Origin of the sequence: Paenibacillus alginolyticus DSM 5050 = NBRC 15375 (genome assembly GCF_000422905.1) — a bacterium.
Taxonomy (GTDB): Bacteria; Bacillota; Bacilli; order Paenibacillales; family NBRC-103111; genus Paenibacillus_E; species Paenibacillus_E alginolyticus.
Genome location: NZ_AUGY01000010.1, coordinates 1 through 14,303, shown reverse-complemented (window position 1 = coordinate 14,303; position 14,303 = coordinate 1). Strand labels below are relative to the sequence as shown.

15 protein-coding genes and 1 pseudogene are annotated in these 14,303 nt (G+C 44.5%); 3 read left to right on the top strand and 13 right to left on the bottom strand.

The window, feature by feature from the left end:
• Window positions 1-23 precede the first annotated feature (23 nt).
• From G519_RS0104585 to G519_RS0104570, 4 genes are all read right to left on the bottom strand, one after another.
• Complete coding sequence (locus G519_RS0104585) at window positions 24-1,310, bottom strand: ABC transporter substrate-binding protein (RefSeq protein WP_029193683.1); 1,287 nt, start codon at window positions 1,308-1,310, stop codon at window positions 24-26.
• Between the two features lie 135 nt (window positions 1,311-1,445).
• On the bottom strand, window positions 1,446-2,288 hold the full coding sequence (locus G519_RS0104580; protein WP_029193682.1) for a carbohydrate ABC transporter permease: 843 nt from the start codon (window positions 2,286-2,288) through the stop codon (window positions 1,446-1,448).
• A gap of 18 nt (window positions 2,289-2,306) precedes the next feature.
• Window positions 2,307-3,188: a carbohydrate ABC transporter permease gene (locus tag G519_RS0104575; RefSeq protein ID WP_051253062.1), complete on the bottom strand. Its 882-nt coding sequence runs from the start codon at window positions 3,186-3,188 to the stop codon at window positions 2,307-2,309.
• Between the two features lie 53 nt (window positions 3,189-3,241).
• Window positions 3,242-4,606, bottom strand: coding sequence for an ABC transporter substrate-binding protein (locus tag G519_RS0104570; protein WP_029193680.1), 1,365 nt, complete (start codon window positions 4,604-4,606; stop codon window positions 3,242-3,244).
• Between the two features lie 170 nt (window positions 4,607-4,776).
• Here G519_RS0104570 and G519_RS0104565 point away from each other — a divergent pair, with 170 nt between their 5' ends.
• Complete coding sequence (locus tag G519_RS0104565) at window positions 4,777-5,286, top strand: tetratricopeptide repeat protein (protein ID WP_029193679.1); 510 nt, start codon at window positions 4,777-4,779, stop codon at window positions 5,284-5,286.
• An 81-nt stretch (window positions 5,287-5,367) separates the two neighbouring features.
• On the opposite strand, the gene G519_RS47225 is transcribed toward G519_RS0104565, so the two are convergent.
• From G519_RS47225 to G519_RS0104535, 6 genes are all read right to left on the bottom strand, one after another.
• Window positions 5,368-5,718, bottom strand: coding sequence for a hypothetical protein (locus G519_RS47225; RefSeq protein ID WP_244280018.1), 351 nt, complete (start codon window positions 5,716-5,718; stop codon window positions 5,368-5,370).
• A gap of 51 nt (window positions 5,719-5,769) precedes the next feature.
• Window positions 5,770-6,321 (bottom strand): GNAT family N-acetyltransferase, encoded by a 552-nt coding sequence (locus G519_RS0104555; protein WP_029193678.1) that lies wholly within the window; start codon window positions 6,319-6,321, stop codon window positions 5,770-5,772.
• An 87-nt stretch (window positions 6,322-6,408) separates the two neighbouring features.
• Complete coding sequence (locus G519_RS0104550; protein WP_029193677.1) at window positions 6,409-6,990, bottom strand: hypothetical protein; 582 nt, start codon at window positions 6,988-6,990, stop codon at window positions 6,409-6,411.
• Between the two features lie 74 nt (window positions 6,991-7,064).
• Window positions 7,065-7,709: a hypothetical protein gene (locus G519_RS0104545; RefSeq protein ID WP_029193676.1), complete on the bottom strand. Its 645-nt coding sequence runs from the start codon at window positions 7,707-7,709 to the stop codon at window positions 7,065-7,067.
• 122 nt (window positions 7,710-7,831) lie between these two features.
• Window positions 7,832-8,002 (bottom strand): VanZ family protein, encoded by a 171-nt coding sequence (locus G519_RS53455; protein ID WP_409371986.1) that lies wholly within the window; start codon window positions 8,000-8,002, stop codon window positions 7,832-7,834.
• A gap of 25 nt (window positions 8,003-8,027) precedes the next feature.
• A complete protein-coding gene (locus tag G519_RS0104535; protein WP_029193675.1) occupies window positions 8,028-11,345 on the bottom strand; it encodes an S-layer homology domain-containing protein in 3,318 nt (1,105 codons plus the stop codon).
• Window positions 11,346-11,408: 63 nt separating this feature from the next.
• On the opposite strand from G519_RS0104535, the gene G519_RS0104530 reads away from it, so the two are divergent.
• Window positions 11,409-11,906, top strand: coding sequence for a DinB family protein (locus G519_RS0104530; RefSeq protein WP_029193674.1), 498 nt, complete (start codon window positions 11,409-11,411; stop codon window positions 11,904-11,906).
• A 112-nt stretch (window positions 11,907-12,018) separates the two neighbouring features.
• A complete protein-coding gene (locus tag G519_RS0104525; RefSeq protein WP_029193673.1) occupies window positions 12,019-12,447 on the top strand; it encodes an SRPBCC family protein in 429 nt (142 codons plus the stop codon).
• 134 nt (window positions 12,448-12,581) lie between these two features.
• Here G519_RS0104525 and G519_RS0104520 read toward each other — a convergent pair.
• The 3 genes and pseudogenes from G519_RS0104520 to G519_RS41690 form a co-directional block, all read right to left on the bottom strand.
• A pseudogene (locus G519_RS0104520) lies at window positions 12,582-13,154 on the bottom strand (NAD-dependent epimerase/dehydratase family protein); the annotation flags it as partial.
• A 57-nt stretch (window positions 13,155-13,211) separates the two neighbouring features.
• Window positions 13,212-13,751 carry a nucleotidyltransferase domain-containing protein gene (locus G519_RS0104515; RefSeq protein WP_084160019.1) on the bottom strand — a complete coding sequence of 180 codons (540 nt, stop codon included), beginning with the start codon at window positions 13,749-13,751 and terminating at the stop codon, window positions 13,212-13,214.
• 360 nt (window positions 13,752-14,111) lie between these two features.
• A partial coding sequence (locus G519_RS41690; RefSeq protein WP_036632043.1) for an ATP-binding protein occupies window positions 14,112-14,303 on the bottom strand: 192 nt, incomplete at its 5' end.

Here is a 14,303-nt window from a genome sequence, read left to right as displayed (position 1 = left end):
AAGCAATGCCGTGAACCAGCCGTTTACGGCTTCCTCATAATTTGCTCCATACTTTCCGTATACTGTGAGGAAGACAGTGTTCCCGTATACAATTTCTGGTTCAAATCCCGATACTCTTCTCCCTTAGAAGTTGTGATTGCACTATACCAATACGTTTGGATGAACTTGAAGCTTTTGAAATCCTTAACATACTCCGCATAAGCATCGTTTATTTTTCCTTCTGTTTTCATATCCGAGGCTGCATAGGAAGCTTGACCAAGCTTGACGAGTTCATTATTGATTTTTAGCGAATATCGGATTGCGAACTCCTTAGCCTTCTGCAGCTGCTGGGATTGCACGTTGACGAACAGCCCGTAAGGCGTGCTGCTTCGCTCCCCGGTGTTCGTAGAGAAGGGATCCGCTGCCGCTCCCGTCTGGGGAAACTTGATATAGCCCAAATCGTCGCCTAAGCTTGAAATGGCTTTCGTGAAAATCCAAGAGCCGTTGATGAGCATGAGCGCCTTACCCGTGTAAAACAGTTCACGAGCTTCGAGATCGCTATGATTTAAAAAACCTTGTTGAAACGCATTGGCCTGTACCAACTTAATGACTTTGTCGGCAGCATCCACAAATGGCTTATCGGTGAATTTGATTTCATTGTTAAGCGCTCGATTAAAAGCATTTGGATCCTCGCGCAGCACCAGCGTGTTATAGATGATATCTCCCGGCCAGCGGTCTTTGCCGCCTAAGGCAATAGGAATAACACCTTTTCGATTGGCCGTCTGGATCACAACAAGAAGTTCATCCCATGTTTTGGGTGGCTGAATGCCCAAATTGGCCATTAGCTTCTTATTATAGACCATGACTTGCGATTGCTCGGGACGGTAAGGAACGGAGTAAATGCTCCCATCCGCTTCTTGAATCAAACTTCCTTTGTCAAATTTGGATTCAAGTCCAGTTGAGGTCAACACATCATTTAACGGTGCTGACACGTTAGCATTCAATATGAAGTCCCGCTCGGATTTGCCTAAGTATTGCGCGAATATGTCCGGCAGCTCATTTGCAGAAACGGCCACTTTGATTTTGGTTTTATATCGTTCCGGATTAATAAATTCATAATTCAGCTTGATATTCATCTCTTTGGCGACCTCTTCGGCAGCCGGCTTCAAATAGATATCCGTATTAAACATCCATAGGGTCAATGCCCCGCCATTCCCCGCTTCGTTTGCAGCTGCTTGGGCCTGTTTATAGGAAGCGCCGTTACCACAACCAGATATAAGTACAAGACCAATCGTCAACAAAGGTAATACACTTTGCTTCTTATGATTCATGTAAACTTCCCCCAGAGATGCTGTTTTGTGGTACTGGATCGTTTTAGCTCTATTATAGCTTAAATCCAATAGAATCATAGTTAAAAAGGTCAGCCAGAATGCTCCGGATGACCTATTGCGTATGAACCATTTGGCTTAATATTTCGCGCCGCCATCGGCAAGTCCGCCGATCACAAAAGTCTGGGCGCCGAGATACAAAATTAAAGCAGGAATCGAAGCGATAACCGAAGAGCTCATCAGTAGCCCCCAAATGAAGGAATCAGAGAATTTAAAGCCTGCAATACCAACCATTGCGGTTAGTTGGCTTGGACTCGTCGTGACAACAAGTGCATACAGAAACTCGTTCCATGACATGGTGAAGGCGAAGGTTGCCACCACGGCAATACCCGGAGCAGCAATGGGGAAAATAATTTTCCACAGTGTTTGCAGTCGCGTGCATCCGTCAATCAGCGCAGCTTCTTCCAAAGAACCCGGGATCGCCTTGAAGTAGCTAAGCAGCATGTAGCAGCAATAAGGCACAATAAACGTCGGATATATAATCAGTAATCCATACTTGTTATCGGCAAAACCAAGCTTGCTGACAAGCACATACATCGGGATAAACAGCACCGCTGCCGGCATCAGATAGCAGATGATGATGCTTTTCGTAATGAATTTTCTGCCACGAAACTTTAGCCGGGTCAGGCTGTAGGAAGCGAAAATACTTATGAATAAGGAGATCAGAGTGGCAAGCAGGGAAACGATTAAACTGTTTTTCAGGTTGGTCATAAACTCCGTTTGGCTAAACAAGTCTTTATAATGCTTTGTGGTTACCTCGGTCGGGATCAAGGAAGGTTTGGCATCGTACATCAGTGCGTCGGGCGTAAACGATGTTTTGACCATCCAATAGACCGGAAATAATGTCCAGATTAAGCCGACAACGACGATTGCATAAATCAACACTTTTTTGCGAACAGCACGTACGGTGGATGCTCTCATCCTAGCTGCCACCTCCTCTCAATCTTCCTTGGCCAGCTTGCGGGTCATAAAAAACATCAGCACCAGCAAGATCGGAATGATGGATCCGGCCACACTGAGCGATTTGCCCATATTATTTTGGAGAAACGCAGTTTCGTACGTATAAACGGAAATTACCGCCGAATTATACAGAGGTCCTCCTCCGGTAATTAAGAAAATATTTTCAAAATCATTAAATGTCCAGATCGAGGATAGCATGGTCGTAATGACAAGAACCGAACTGATGGAAGGAATCGTGACCGAAAAAAATTGTCGGATAGGACCTGCCCCGTCAATTTTTGCAGCCTCATACATCTGCCTGTCAATCGTCTGTAAACCTCCAAGGATGCTGAACAAAAAGAAGGGGATCCCCCGCCAAATATTGACGATGATAACAGAGACTAATGCGATCTTAGGCCCGCTTAACCAAGCGACCGGAATATCAATCAAACCTGAGTCAAGCAGCAATTGGTTGATGATGCCGTAAGAATCGTTATACATCCACTTCCACGTAAGCGCCGACACCAGACCGGAAATCGCCCATGGTACAAGGAACAACACCCGTACAATGGATCTTCCGAAAAATGCCTGATTAAGCGTCAAGGCAAAAATCATCCCGATCACCAATTTGAAGAACACATCCGTCATAAAATAAATGAATGTATTTTTGAGAACCTTCCAGTACACCGGGTCTGTAAAAATTTCGCGATAGTTGCCAAAGCCGATAAAATGTGCTTCGGCTCCTACGGTTTTATCGGTTAAGCTGAGGTATAGCGCATTGATAAAAGGAATGCCGATCACCACGAAAATAACGATGATAACCGGCATGACCGACGTATACCCCAAAACCATTTCACTTCTTCGATTAGATGATTGCAGCATGGTTTCACCTGCCTATGGGAAAGTACGTCAGTTAGATGTTTTGTGTTTGTATCTTATTTTTTCTCGTAAACTCTCTTGTAGTTCTTTTCAATCTCATCCAGTGCTTTTTTCGGATCTACATTATTAACGACAATGCTTTGAACTGCTTTGGGTAGGATATATTCGCTGATGACTTGAGAAGCGCGTGCGTCTGGAGGTCCTGGATCACCCAGCGGAACAATATTTTTCGAAGCGTCGAACCAGCCTTTATTTTCCGGCTTTTGCCAAAACTCCGTATTCTCAAATCCGTTCAACACCGGCACAGCCAATCCATTTAACTTCTCGATCAGCTTTCCATAAAAATCTTTGTTGAAGAAGTAGTCGATGTATTTTTTGGCGTTTTCAATATTTTTGCCTTTGTTGAACATGACGAACACGGTACCGCCGCCTGAACCAAATTGTCTTTTGGGACCAGCTGGCCAAGGCATGATCTGCGTGTTGTTCAGCAATTCCGGTTTCTCTTTTCTCATAGCCGCATATACGCTGCTGGAGTTAAAAATGATCCCAACTTGACCATTCAAATAAGCTGTATTGTTCCATGAGTCATCGCCTGTTACGGCTCCAGGAGGTGTCAACTTTTCCGTGAAAAAGCTGGTGTCATATTTGATGGCTTCCAAAGCTTCCGGCGTATTGACCGTAACTTTACCGTCCTTGTCGACCAAGTCCGTTCCGAACGTTCGAATTAAGTTTTCGATACGGCCATTCGAGTCTCCGCCGCCTCCAAGCTGAAAGCCAAGTCCATAAAAATTATTTTTCGGATCGTTGATTGCTTTTGCCACTTTCTTTACATCGTCCCACGTTTTCGGAAGCTCCAGATTCTTTTCTGCTACCTTATCTTTTCGCACATACATAACGTTAGGATTATGATAAACCGGAACCTCATACCAACCTTCTAACGCATAGGCATATTTCTTGGAGTCTTCCCGGAAATCATATTTCTTTAAGATATCCGAAATCTCCACCAATTGATTGTTGCCTACGAATTGTTTCGCGACAAAATCGTCAGCTAGCAGCAAATCAGGCGGGTTCCCCGCTTCCACAGCCGCAAGCAGCTTTGTTTTTAAATCTGCCGGCGGGATTGCGACATACTCTACATCGACATTGAACTCCTTGGAGAATTGGGCCACTCTTTCTTTTTGCGAATCATTGTATTCCTTCACGTATTCCGACTTGTCCCAAAAGATCAATTTCGTCTTTTTGGCATTGCTTTGCTCCCCTGATTTGGATGCATCTGCGCTTTGTGTGGTTGGAGCCGTCGTGCTGCCGCTCGCTGGAGTTGCATTCGAACTGGCATTGTTACTTGGACTGCTGCAGCCCGCAGCTGCAAATACGAGTGAGAAAACAACCGGCACTGATATCGCTTTTTTTAGTTTGGACATGTCGCTCCTCCTTATTTGAATCCGTTTACATTGTTGATTATAGCCCGACGGAGGATGCAGGATGAATGGATTATTTTTGGGCGCACCCGTAAATATTTTGTTCGTGTGTAGTCGCCATGTTAATATAATCTCAGCTAAAAAAAGACTGTCAAACTTGGGATGGTGAAAATATGACAAGAGACGAATTGAGCAAATTAATTGAACGGCGAGAAGAAGGACGAGCCAAGCAGGATCAAGCGATCTTAAGTGAGGTTCGCGAGAACTTATTAGATTTGCTTTCCGATTATCCGAATGATGCGGAGATCAATTATCAAACTGGAATAGCGCATGACAATTCCGGCCTTGGACGTGAGGCTATTCCCTATTATGAGCGAGCTCTTAAGTTAGGCTTATCTGGTCCTGATCTAGAAAGATGCTTAATGGGTTTAGGGAGTACATATCGCTACTGGGGGCATTACGAAAGAGCCGTTGAGACGTTACGCAGAGGCGTGAGGGACTTTCCAGAGAACCGGGCAATTCAAGTGTTCCTCGCCATGGCTCTGTACAATAGCCAAAACTACAAGGAAAGTGTTGAACTGCTGATCACCAATTTAATGGAAACTACCTCAGACGAAAAACTTCATTATTTTAAACGCGGAATATTAGCTTATAATGAGGACCTTGATGAAACGGCCGAATAAATAAACATTATTGTATAGGGTGAAAGAGTACGGACTAATGAAATAAAAAAAAAGCAGTTTCTTTACAGAGACTGCTTCTCGTTACGCTCGATATTTCTGTACTTGCTTTTTCAATAGCATCATCTGCCCAATATGGTAGGCGTTATGGATACACAAATTCGAAATCACACCCCACCACTGCGCATTGAAGTAAGACGGTATTCTTTTTTCCAGTTTAGAATCGTCACAGTTCATAATAACTTCTTGCCAGCGTACAAACCCATTGCTTAATCTCCGAATAGTCTCATTCCAACTTGCCTTCTGCTTTCCAGACTGCCTCTTTACAGGTACATCATTTAAAATCGTTATAGATGGTTTAATCCAACTTTCATCATCATGACAAGCGGCTAATTGATCGAGTAATACTTCCTTGACAATAATCAGTATTTCCACCTCCAAAGTTATAACGTGCTGAAACGGAATTAAGTTGTTACCGAGTGTTGTTTATTTGCTTAGATTTTGGAACTCATCCTTTGTTTGTCCATAAACGTATTCGTCATAATGCTTACCCTTTGTAAAAATCATTTCTCTGAGGATCCCCTCTTGGACAAATCCAAGATGCTCCTGCAAAGCACGTGACCCCACATTGAAGGCATACACATAAGCGTTCACCTTACGGTAGCGTAATTCCTCAAAGTAATAACGGAGCAATATCCTTGTTGCCTCAGAGGCATATCCTTTTCGCCAATGTTTACGGAAGATAGCTACACCATATTTAAAGGTACCGTTACGTGTATCACAGCTGTTTGCAGTTATACTGCCAACAAGAGTTCCATCGAGAGCTTCAACTGCAAGGAATACATTATCGCCATCGAAGGTCTTAGATGAAGTGTATTCCGCCCACGACTTTGTTCCCTCTTCAGATCGAGGAAAATGTATGAAATCACACAATCTTGCACCTTCGGAATCGTGGTCATTCTCATGAAATTCTTTCCAATCTGATGATAGTACAGGACGTAATCTGACTTTTGAACCAGACCAAATATTACTGTGCATCTCTCTATTCCCCTTCATATATTTATTACCAATTTACCATTTTTGAAAGGAGAACATTCGATTTTAATTAAACTATCCGGTAGCCGCTTATTGCCGCTCGAATGCTTTGATCCCAGGCGGCAGCGGCACTTTCGCCGGATTCGGCTCCTCTCGCTTGTCCGGAACAATACGGTCACCCACTAGAATCGCCATATAAATGTATTGTGGGTTGAGCAGAGCGGGAGCATCCATGGTCTTGCTGAAAAACATCGTTTGGCCGTTTATCAACAGCGGAAGGCTCCCCCCATGCACAGCACTGCCAACGTATTGCTTGTACGAGCCGAGGCTGCCTCCTTCTTTCACATCAAGCCCTTTAAGCATGTCCAGCGTAAGCGTCGTGTTCTGACCGTGACGCATATTCACCTTGCCCGTTTCGCCAACTGGCATATCGCCGGCTACGTCGACCGTGGCGAAGCTGCCTACCGCCCCCTCCAGCATCTTAACAATCAGCTCCCAGTCCTCTTCATCCTCCGGAGGATAGACGGTAAGGAATTTGTCGATGGGATCCTGTGTGTTGGAGGAGTCAAACTTATGTGAAATGTTCCAACTCCTCAGCATTGGACTGACCGCCTGCGCAATCGCCAATCGCTGGGTAGCATCGCTTGAGCCGACATGTGCCTTCCAACTCACGTGTGCCATTTCTCCCATGGCCCATGACAAATAATTGCGGTCGAGCTTGTAACCCTGCCCTCGCAAATAAGTGTTCAGCTGACGGCTGCTTTCACTTCCTTCTTCTCCTCGTTGTTATGTACAGAAGCATGTCCCACTCCGACATGGGATGCCTCTGCCCCTCGGAGTCCCTCTTGCCCAACGGTAGTAGGTGCGTTCGCCGTTTGAATGGCTACACGCCGATTCCGAATGTCAGCCAGAATTTGCTCCACCTTGGCCAGCTTAGCCGGGTCTTTCGCCTTCAGCTTCTCCTTATTTGCCCGCTGGTTGTAGCTAGCCCGCCATTTTCCAATAATAACTTCAATCTTTTGCATCTGCTCTTCCTGAGCTCTATAATCCGTGTCGCCTAGCTTCTCGTAAGCGTATAGCGCGTCATCCAGATTGGCCCACGATGTCTTGCCAATCAGCTTTGTCCCGGCCTTCAGGCCTTCATCTTTTAGCTGCTGCCTCGTTGGGAGCCCTGGCGCTCTTTGTACAACTGTTGACGGCGGAACAGCGGAAAGCCCCACGCCACTCTTCAACAGCTCCCCCACCATCCGATTACCCACTGTCCGCTGCAGCTGCAGCCAATCGCCATAGGTTGTTTCCCGCTGCGCCGCCCCGCCGGCCTTTCGTTCGCTGCTCGCGGTTTCCTTATTTCCCGCGCCCCGTTCAGAAGCCTGATGCCGCATCTCAGCCATGCCAAAGCCCCTCCTTCAAAATCGTACTTGCTTTGCTAATATAATTCGGTATGCCTAAATATTTTCCTTTATTTGTAACAATCTTATTATATTTGTCGCTTATATTTTCACTTTTGTTGATACTATTTATTAAGGACACTAAAATAGAAAGCCCTCTTCCAATTAACTTTCCTCCATATCAAGGGTATAAAAAAGCCTAATGGAATAAACAAAAGAATATTTCCTCCGATATTTTTGATAAAAACTCCTATTTCCTGAAGAAGTAAAAGGAGCTGCCATTGCAGCTCCTTCATCGTTTGTATAGAGTTAGAGTCCGTCCTAGTTAATTAGGTTTAAATTCTTTAACATGCGATACAAAAATGATGCACTTTGAGCGCGGTCTGCATTCATGGCAGGAGCCAGCTTGTCATCCGTCACACCGCTTGTAATACTTGTTTTTATCGCTACAGCCATCGCTTCTTTCGCCCAGCCTTGAATGCTGTCATGATCAGCATACCGAGAGAGAATTTTGTCGATATCCGCCGGGGATACAGTCTCCTTCCACATTCCACTCGCATGCATGGCATTGTAGATCATTTGAAGCATTTCCATTCTACTTATCTCTACATTCGGTTTAAAGGTTCCATCTGAATAACCATCGATCAAATGTGCTTTCACCGCAGACCCAACGGATTGCGCGAACCAATCGCCGGATTTCACGTCTTTAAAAATGGGTTGACTATCACTTGTATCAGGGGTGACGCCAAGCGCTCTCGTAAGCATCGTGATAAACTCGGCACGAGTCACCGTTTTAGTTGGCTTAAAACTGCCATCTTCATATCCGTTTAGCACAAATTTGGAAGCCAGTGTATCAATCGCATCTTTCGCATAACTGTTCTCAACGTCGCGGAATGTTTTACTATTTTGAACAACAGCATATACGGCATTATTTCTCCCATAGATCTGCGCCTGTAGAATTCCTTTCGAATCTTTCGTAAAGATGGCTGGCACAGGATAATATTTTCCGGTTGCCGGATCAATCATCACGCCAACGAGATGACTAAACGTTGTTTCGCTAAATGAACTTGGCACATTTAACAAGTGTTTCGTATAAGAATCAAATTGATTCATGGCATGATCCGATCCACTTTTTTCGATTAAGTTCATCTTATAATCGATTGGTGTCGTAACAGACGATACCCCTAATTGATGCAAGAGTTCATCGTTTACCAGGCTCTTCTTCGACATCCGCAACTTTACATGTGCACCATTCAAAGGCACCCCGAATTGTTCAAGAGATTTTTGAACTGTGCTGGCTGGGAAATGAAAAGCTGCAAACATTGACTGGATGGTCAGTACTATTTTCGAGTTTTTATACAGTAATTTTTGAAATAGTTCCGCGTCAAAATCGAGCTCGAAATCATCCCATCCGTCCGATGGTATTTGCAAGACCACCTGATCTTTATCACTAGATGACGGCAAATGATCCAACGCATCCAGAATCGTTTTCGTATCCACGCTAACTTGCGAAACCTTGTGCCCATTGGAATCGGTAACCGTTGTCGGGTTTACGGAAAGGCTGCCGTCACTATTCTGTTGCACCGATGGTAATTGTGTGTTGCTTCCTGGGTCACCTCCCGGGTTGCCTCCTGGGTTACCTCCCGGGTTGCCTCCTGGGTTGCCTCCTGGGTTACCTCCCGGGTTGCCTCCTGGATCGGGCGAATAAGGAGTAATCGTAACATCTGAAGTATAAGGAACAAATTGGGAACCGGAATTCAAATATCCTAGCAATTCCCCCATCACATTTTGTACACCAATCATGTATTGGTTGGCTTTTGACGGGGAGTTATAGTTATCCAGGAGAGGGAAATCAGACAAGTTATATGAGTATGCAGAAGCTCCAGTTGCCGGTATCTCCGCAATTCTAATTTCATTACGTTCATTATTGCCGTCAATCGTCTGAAAGTCAGGCATGATAACATAGCTTGATATGCCTGTCTCATTTGATGCTGCATCCCACTTGATAGTCCCGCTCAAATTATTTTTGGTTGGATCTGTGCTTTGCATAGATGCATGCAGCGGCAGCATAGAATCATTCCACAGACTAGCAAAATCTGGGGTGATATGCTCGGATGTTCCATCAAAGGTGTATAAACGAATTCCTATTGCACCGGTTGGGATATTGGTTTCTGGTACAACAGGAGAATAATTCGTATTGCTAGGATCAAATGGTGTATCGAGAATCATGTCGCCCAGCCTATTCCCTTTTCCATCTTCGAAATAAAAGCGATAATCCTTTGGCTGTAATGGTCCAGATGAGGGATACCAGGACACATAACCGGAAATCTTCCCTGTCGGCGTATTAGGACCTTGCCGGTAATTAAATCTAGTCGGTTGCATATTTGAAATAGTCTGAAGCGTATGTGAAACTTGGCTGCCGAATACAAAAACCGGATCCTGAACGATAGTTTCATCTATCTCACCGTTCATGCTATTTGTAATGCCTACACGATAAAGACCGGGATACAGATGATTGAATACGGCAACCCCATCTGTTGAGGTATTTGCTGTCATTGTATGACGAAAATCATTGTCATCTACAATCGTAACTGTAACCCCGGAAACAGGAGCACTGTAAACAGAACCGTAGACGGAGTTCGACACTGATTGATTTGCCGCTGTTGACACATTCCATTCTTTGACTGGTACTCTTAACGTCACGGAACCCGGGTTTACCGTATACCCTCTGCCATTATTATCGTAGGTTACGGTTTCCGATACGGAACGATTCCCCGTAAATTCGGTATGGATTTTTACAATGTACGTTCCTGGCGGCAAGTGACCATCCAGTGTATGAGTTACTCTAGTAACACCACCAAACGGCGAGTCGTATCTACGGGTTGAACCGCTTAGGCTTGCAGTGCTTCCACCCAAAGGAAATACATCAAAATAGATCTTGTCCAAATTCGATAAAGCCGGAATATCATACGTAAACTTTAATTGATCATTATTAACCACTTGAATCGAAACATTTTTCAATGATCTTGGCGCTATATCGTACGATGACGCAAAAGGAATCATGCGCATTGGTCTATTTGTGGAAGAGAAATTGTAACCGACATCCAACAGTCCATACATGTGCGTGCTATAGTCATAGTTTGATCCACTTGCAACGACAGTACCATCCTCATTGATGAAAAAGGAATTGTCATAACCTGCAAAAACAGCTTTTACGTTGGATACGGTTGTGATTTTCGTGAACTGGGTTGCTTGCCCATATATTTGAGGATCGCCTAGTTGACCACTAAAGTTAGCGCCTATTCCCCAAACAGAGCCATCGTTCATTAACGCGAGCACATGGATCATACCGACACTTAACGATTTCAAACTTTTGTCTTTTAAAGATGTCACTTGTACGGGGGTATAGGAATCTTTGGTGTCTCCTGTACCCAGTTGTCCACGGATATTTTGCCCCCATGCAAAGATACCGCTGCTTGTTACGGCATACGCGAATCCGGCCTTCGGGTTAGATACGATTGCTGTTGCTCCAGAAATGCCACTGACAGCAGTTGCCACGGAAGACGACGTATTAGTCTGAAGATTCGTCACACCCCATTGATAAACTGTACCATCGTCTTTTAAAGCATATGACGCCAAATAGCCCTTATCCACTCGACTGGAATTTATAGTATGATAATCCATAAAGGAGGAGATGAATTTATGATCAAACAACTGATCGTCGGCGACGCAACGCATGAACTGGCCACTACGCGCCGCATTCTAGAACGCTTGCCCGAGGAGCATATGTCGTGGAAGCCGCATGAGAAATCGATGACGCTCGGCGGGCTGGCCACGCACCTGATCAACCTGCTGAACTGGCAAATCGCGATTTTTCAGTACCCGGAGTTCGATCTTTCGACCGTGCCGCTGCGGCGGGAGCCTTTGGAAAAACGCGCTGACATTCTGGAGGAATTCGACGCGAACGTCTGCAAGTTTGAAAAGCTGCTCGCCGAATGCGACGAGAAAACGCTCGGCGAGGAATGGACGCTGCGCCACGGCGACCATATCATCCTCCGCAAGCCGCGGGCGATCGCGCTCCGCACCTTTGGATTAAGCCACATGGTCCACCACCGGGCGCAGCTCGGGGTATACTTGCGGCTTCTCGATATTCCGGTGCCGGGCATCTACGGTCCCTCGGCCGACGAGGAAGCCCAATGAACTAAGTTTCTAGATCCGATACGCGCCAATCAGTCGGAACTATCGTTTCCCGCTAGTTCAATGGTATAAATTACCATAAATCCAAATCTAATATAGTGAGGCGGTAATTATTATGGAAACAGCTAATCAAATAACGGTAGAAACCACAGTTAATGCACCAGTTGAAAAAGTTTGGAAATATTGGACAGAACCACAGCATATCACGAAATGGTCTTTTGCTTCAGATGACTGGCATGCACCAATTGCTGAAAATGATTTAAGTGTTGGCGGCAAATTTCTTACCAGAATGGAAGCAAAGGATGGAAGCTTTGGATTTGATTTTGGTGGAGTTTATGATGAAATTAGAATGAACGAATTTATTTCTTACACTCTTGGAGATGGAAGAAAAGTTGCGATCACTTTTATTAGTCAAGAAAACGATACTAAGGTAATTGAAACTTTTGACGCGGAAACCGCCAATCCCATTGAGATGCAAAAAGCAGGCTGGCAGTCGTTTCTAGACAATTTTAAAAAATATAGTGAAATTACTAAAGAAGTTTAGGATAAAATAAATCGGACAAGCAGTCGTAAACTAAATTAAACCTTCCTTTCGGAAGGTTTTTTTATTCGAGCAAACGTTTTGAGATCGTCAGTAACAAAAAAAATGCTTTAACAGACCGTTAACTAGTGGTTAGTTTACTCTGTGGGACTGCGCGTTGATCTGCGGGGTTCGTAGCCGAATTCCGCGATGAAATCATCCATGGCATACAGGGGTTTATATTCATTGCCTGAAAGTTTGTAATAATCCAGACTATAATGGTCTCCCAATATAGAAGAGAGAATTTCCAGCGCGGGTATCGTACTGCTGATATCCGGTCCTACTAGGTTAAAGTTTCTTACGCCTGATTTGATTGGCGCATCCACGACCCTGATTATTCCCTCAACGACATCGCTTTCATACACATGCCCTAAGACGATAAACGGAACAGACATCCTTTTATCCTTCTCAACCAATGGCGGTACCCAATCTTCATTCGCTACCGCGCCAAAGCGTAAATTGATAAAATCCGTGTCAGGATGTACGCGATGAAAATAACGGGTCAATTCCTCCACCAAAGCTTTGCTTAACCCATATGCATCTGCTGCCAGACAAGGATGATCAGCTTGGATCGGTAGGCTAAGCGGAATAAAATCATCGTCCAAGCCGCCTACTGCTGCAATCGAGCTGGCCGTCACGAATTTTTTACACCCGCGTTCGAGCAAGTACCGGTAAAGTCTATCGTTCTCCGTTCCTCGGTTTAGTCGCCACTCAGGCTAAAGTGCTAGTTAATCCACGAGCTTCTCTAACCATACTGAATCAGGTTTCATTATACGTAATCCATCTGCTAGCCAAAGCTTCTGCTGATCATTCATGTTGATGACATAATTATTGAAATCTTCAATATCTTTTTCTCTTGGGTTCAAACTTTTAAACAACAACTGCCAAACCGGATTTACAAAGGGTCTCCCCTCACAATCTTTTAGAGCAAATTCATTTATGGGCATGGTAATATTTTTATTTTTTCGAAAGAGAACTTTATCCTCCACACGTTCAGTAAGCAGAATTTCTACAAAATCTTTATCCCTGAAGAGATGTAAACAATACCTAGGTAGTGATAAGTCGCCAATTTGTTCATAGCCAACAAGACGGTTTTCACCTGGAACCGCTACTTTAATTTCCCAGTCCTCAAAATATCGTAGTGCTTCATTAGCATCCTCACGGTAAATACAAATATCAAGATCGTCATGCTCCCTCGTCACTTTACCTAAAGCGATGTCGATTACCCAACCCCCTGATATAAACCAAGGCATCTGGAAATTCTTCATTTCTGATATGATAAAATCTAAATCAGGATGAATAAATACTCCCCCTAAAAACCACTAAATTTAAGGAAACTACTTCGACATTATTCTGGATTTTCCTTCCAGAAGCGCTTGTCTTTTTGAAATGCCACCACGCATAACTGGCCATTAGCTGAATAGGCTGCCAATGTTATCGGCAGCCTTTTCAGCACATTATAAAAGTCCCTGCTCGAGAATAAATGAATCTTCACTTTTATTGTGAATATTTCGGTGCGGCAGAGCCGCTGGGTTAATGAGTGAGAGCCACGTTGTTAATGAAATAGAGCCGCCCTCTCAGAGGTGAGAGCCACCGCGAATAGATGGCTCTCGTTAGCAATGCTGGACTTAAATCAACTGTGCTTTTCGCTTTCTCATCGAATCTTCGCCGTCGATGAGCATGTGATAGGAATTATGAACGATACGGTCTAAGATGGCGTCCGCCATGGTGTGTTCTCCAATTTTATCGTGCCATCCTTCGGGAGCAAATTGAGAGATGAAAATCGTTGAGGCATTCTGATGCCGAGCCTCAATGATTTC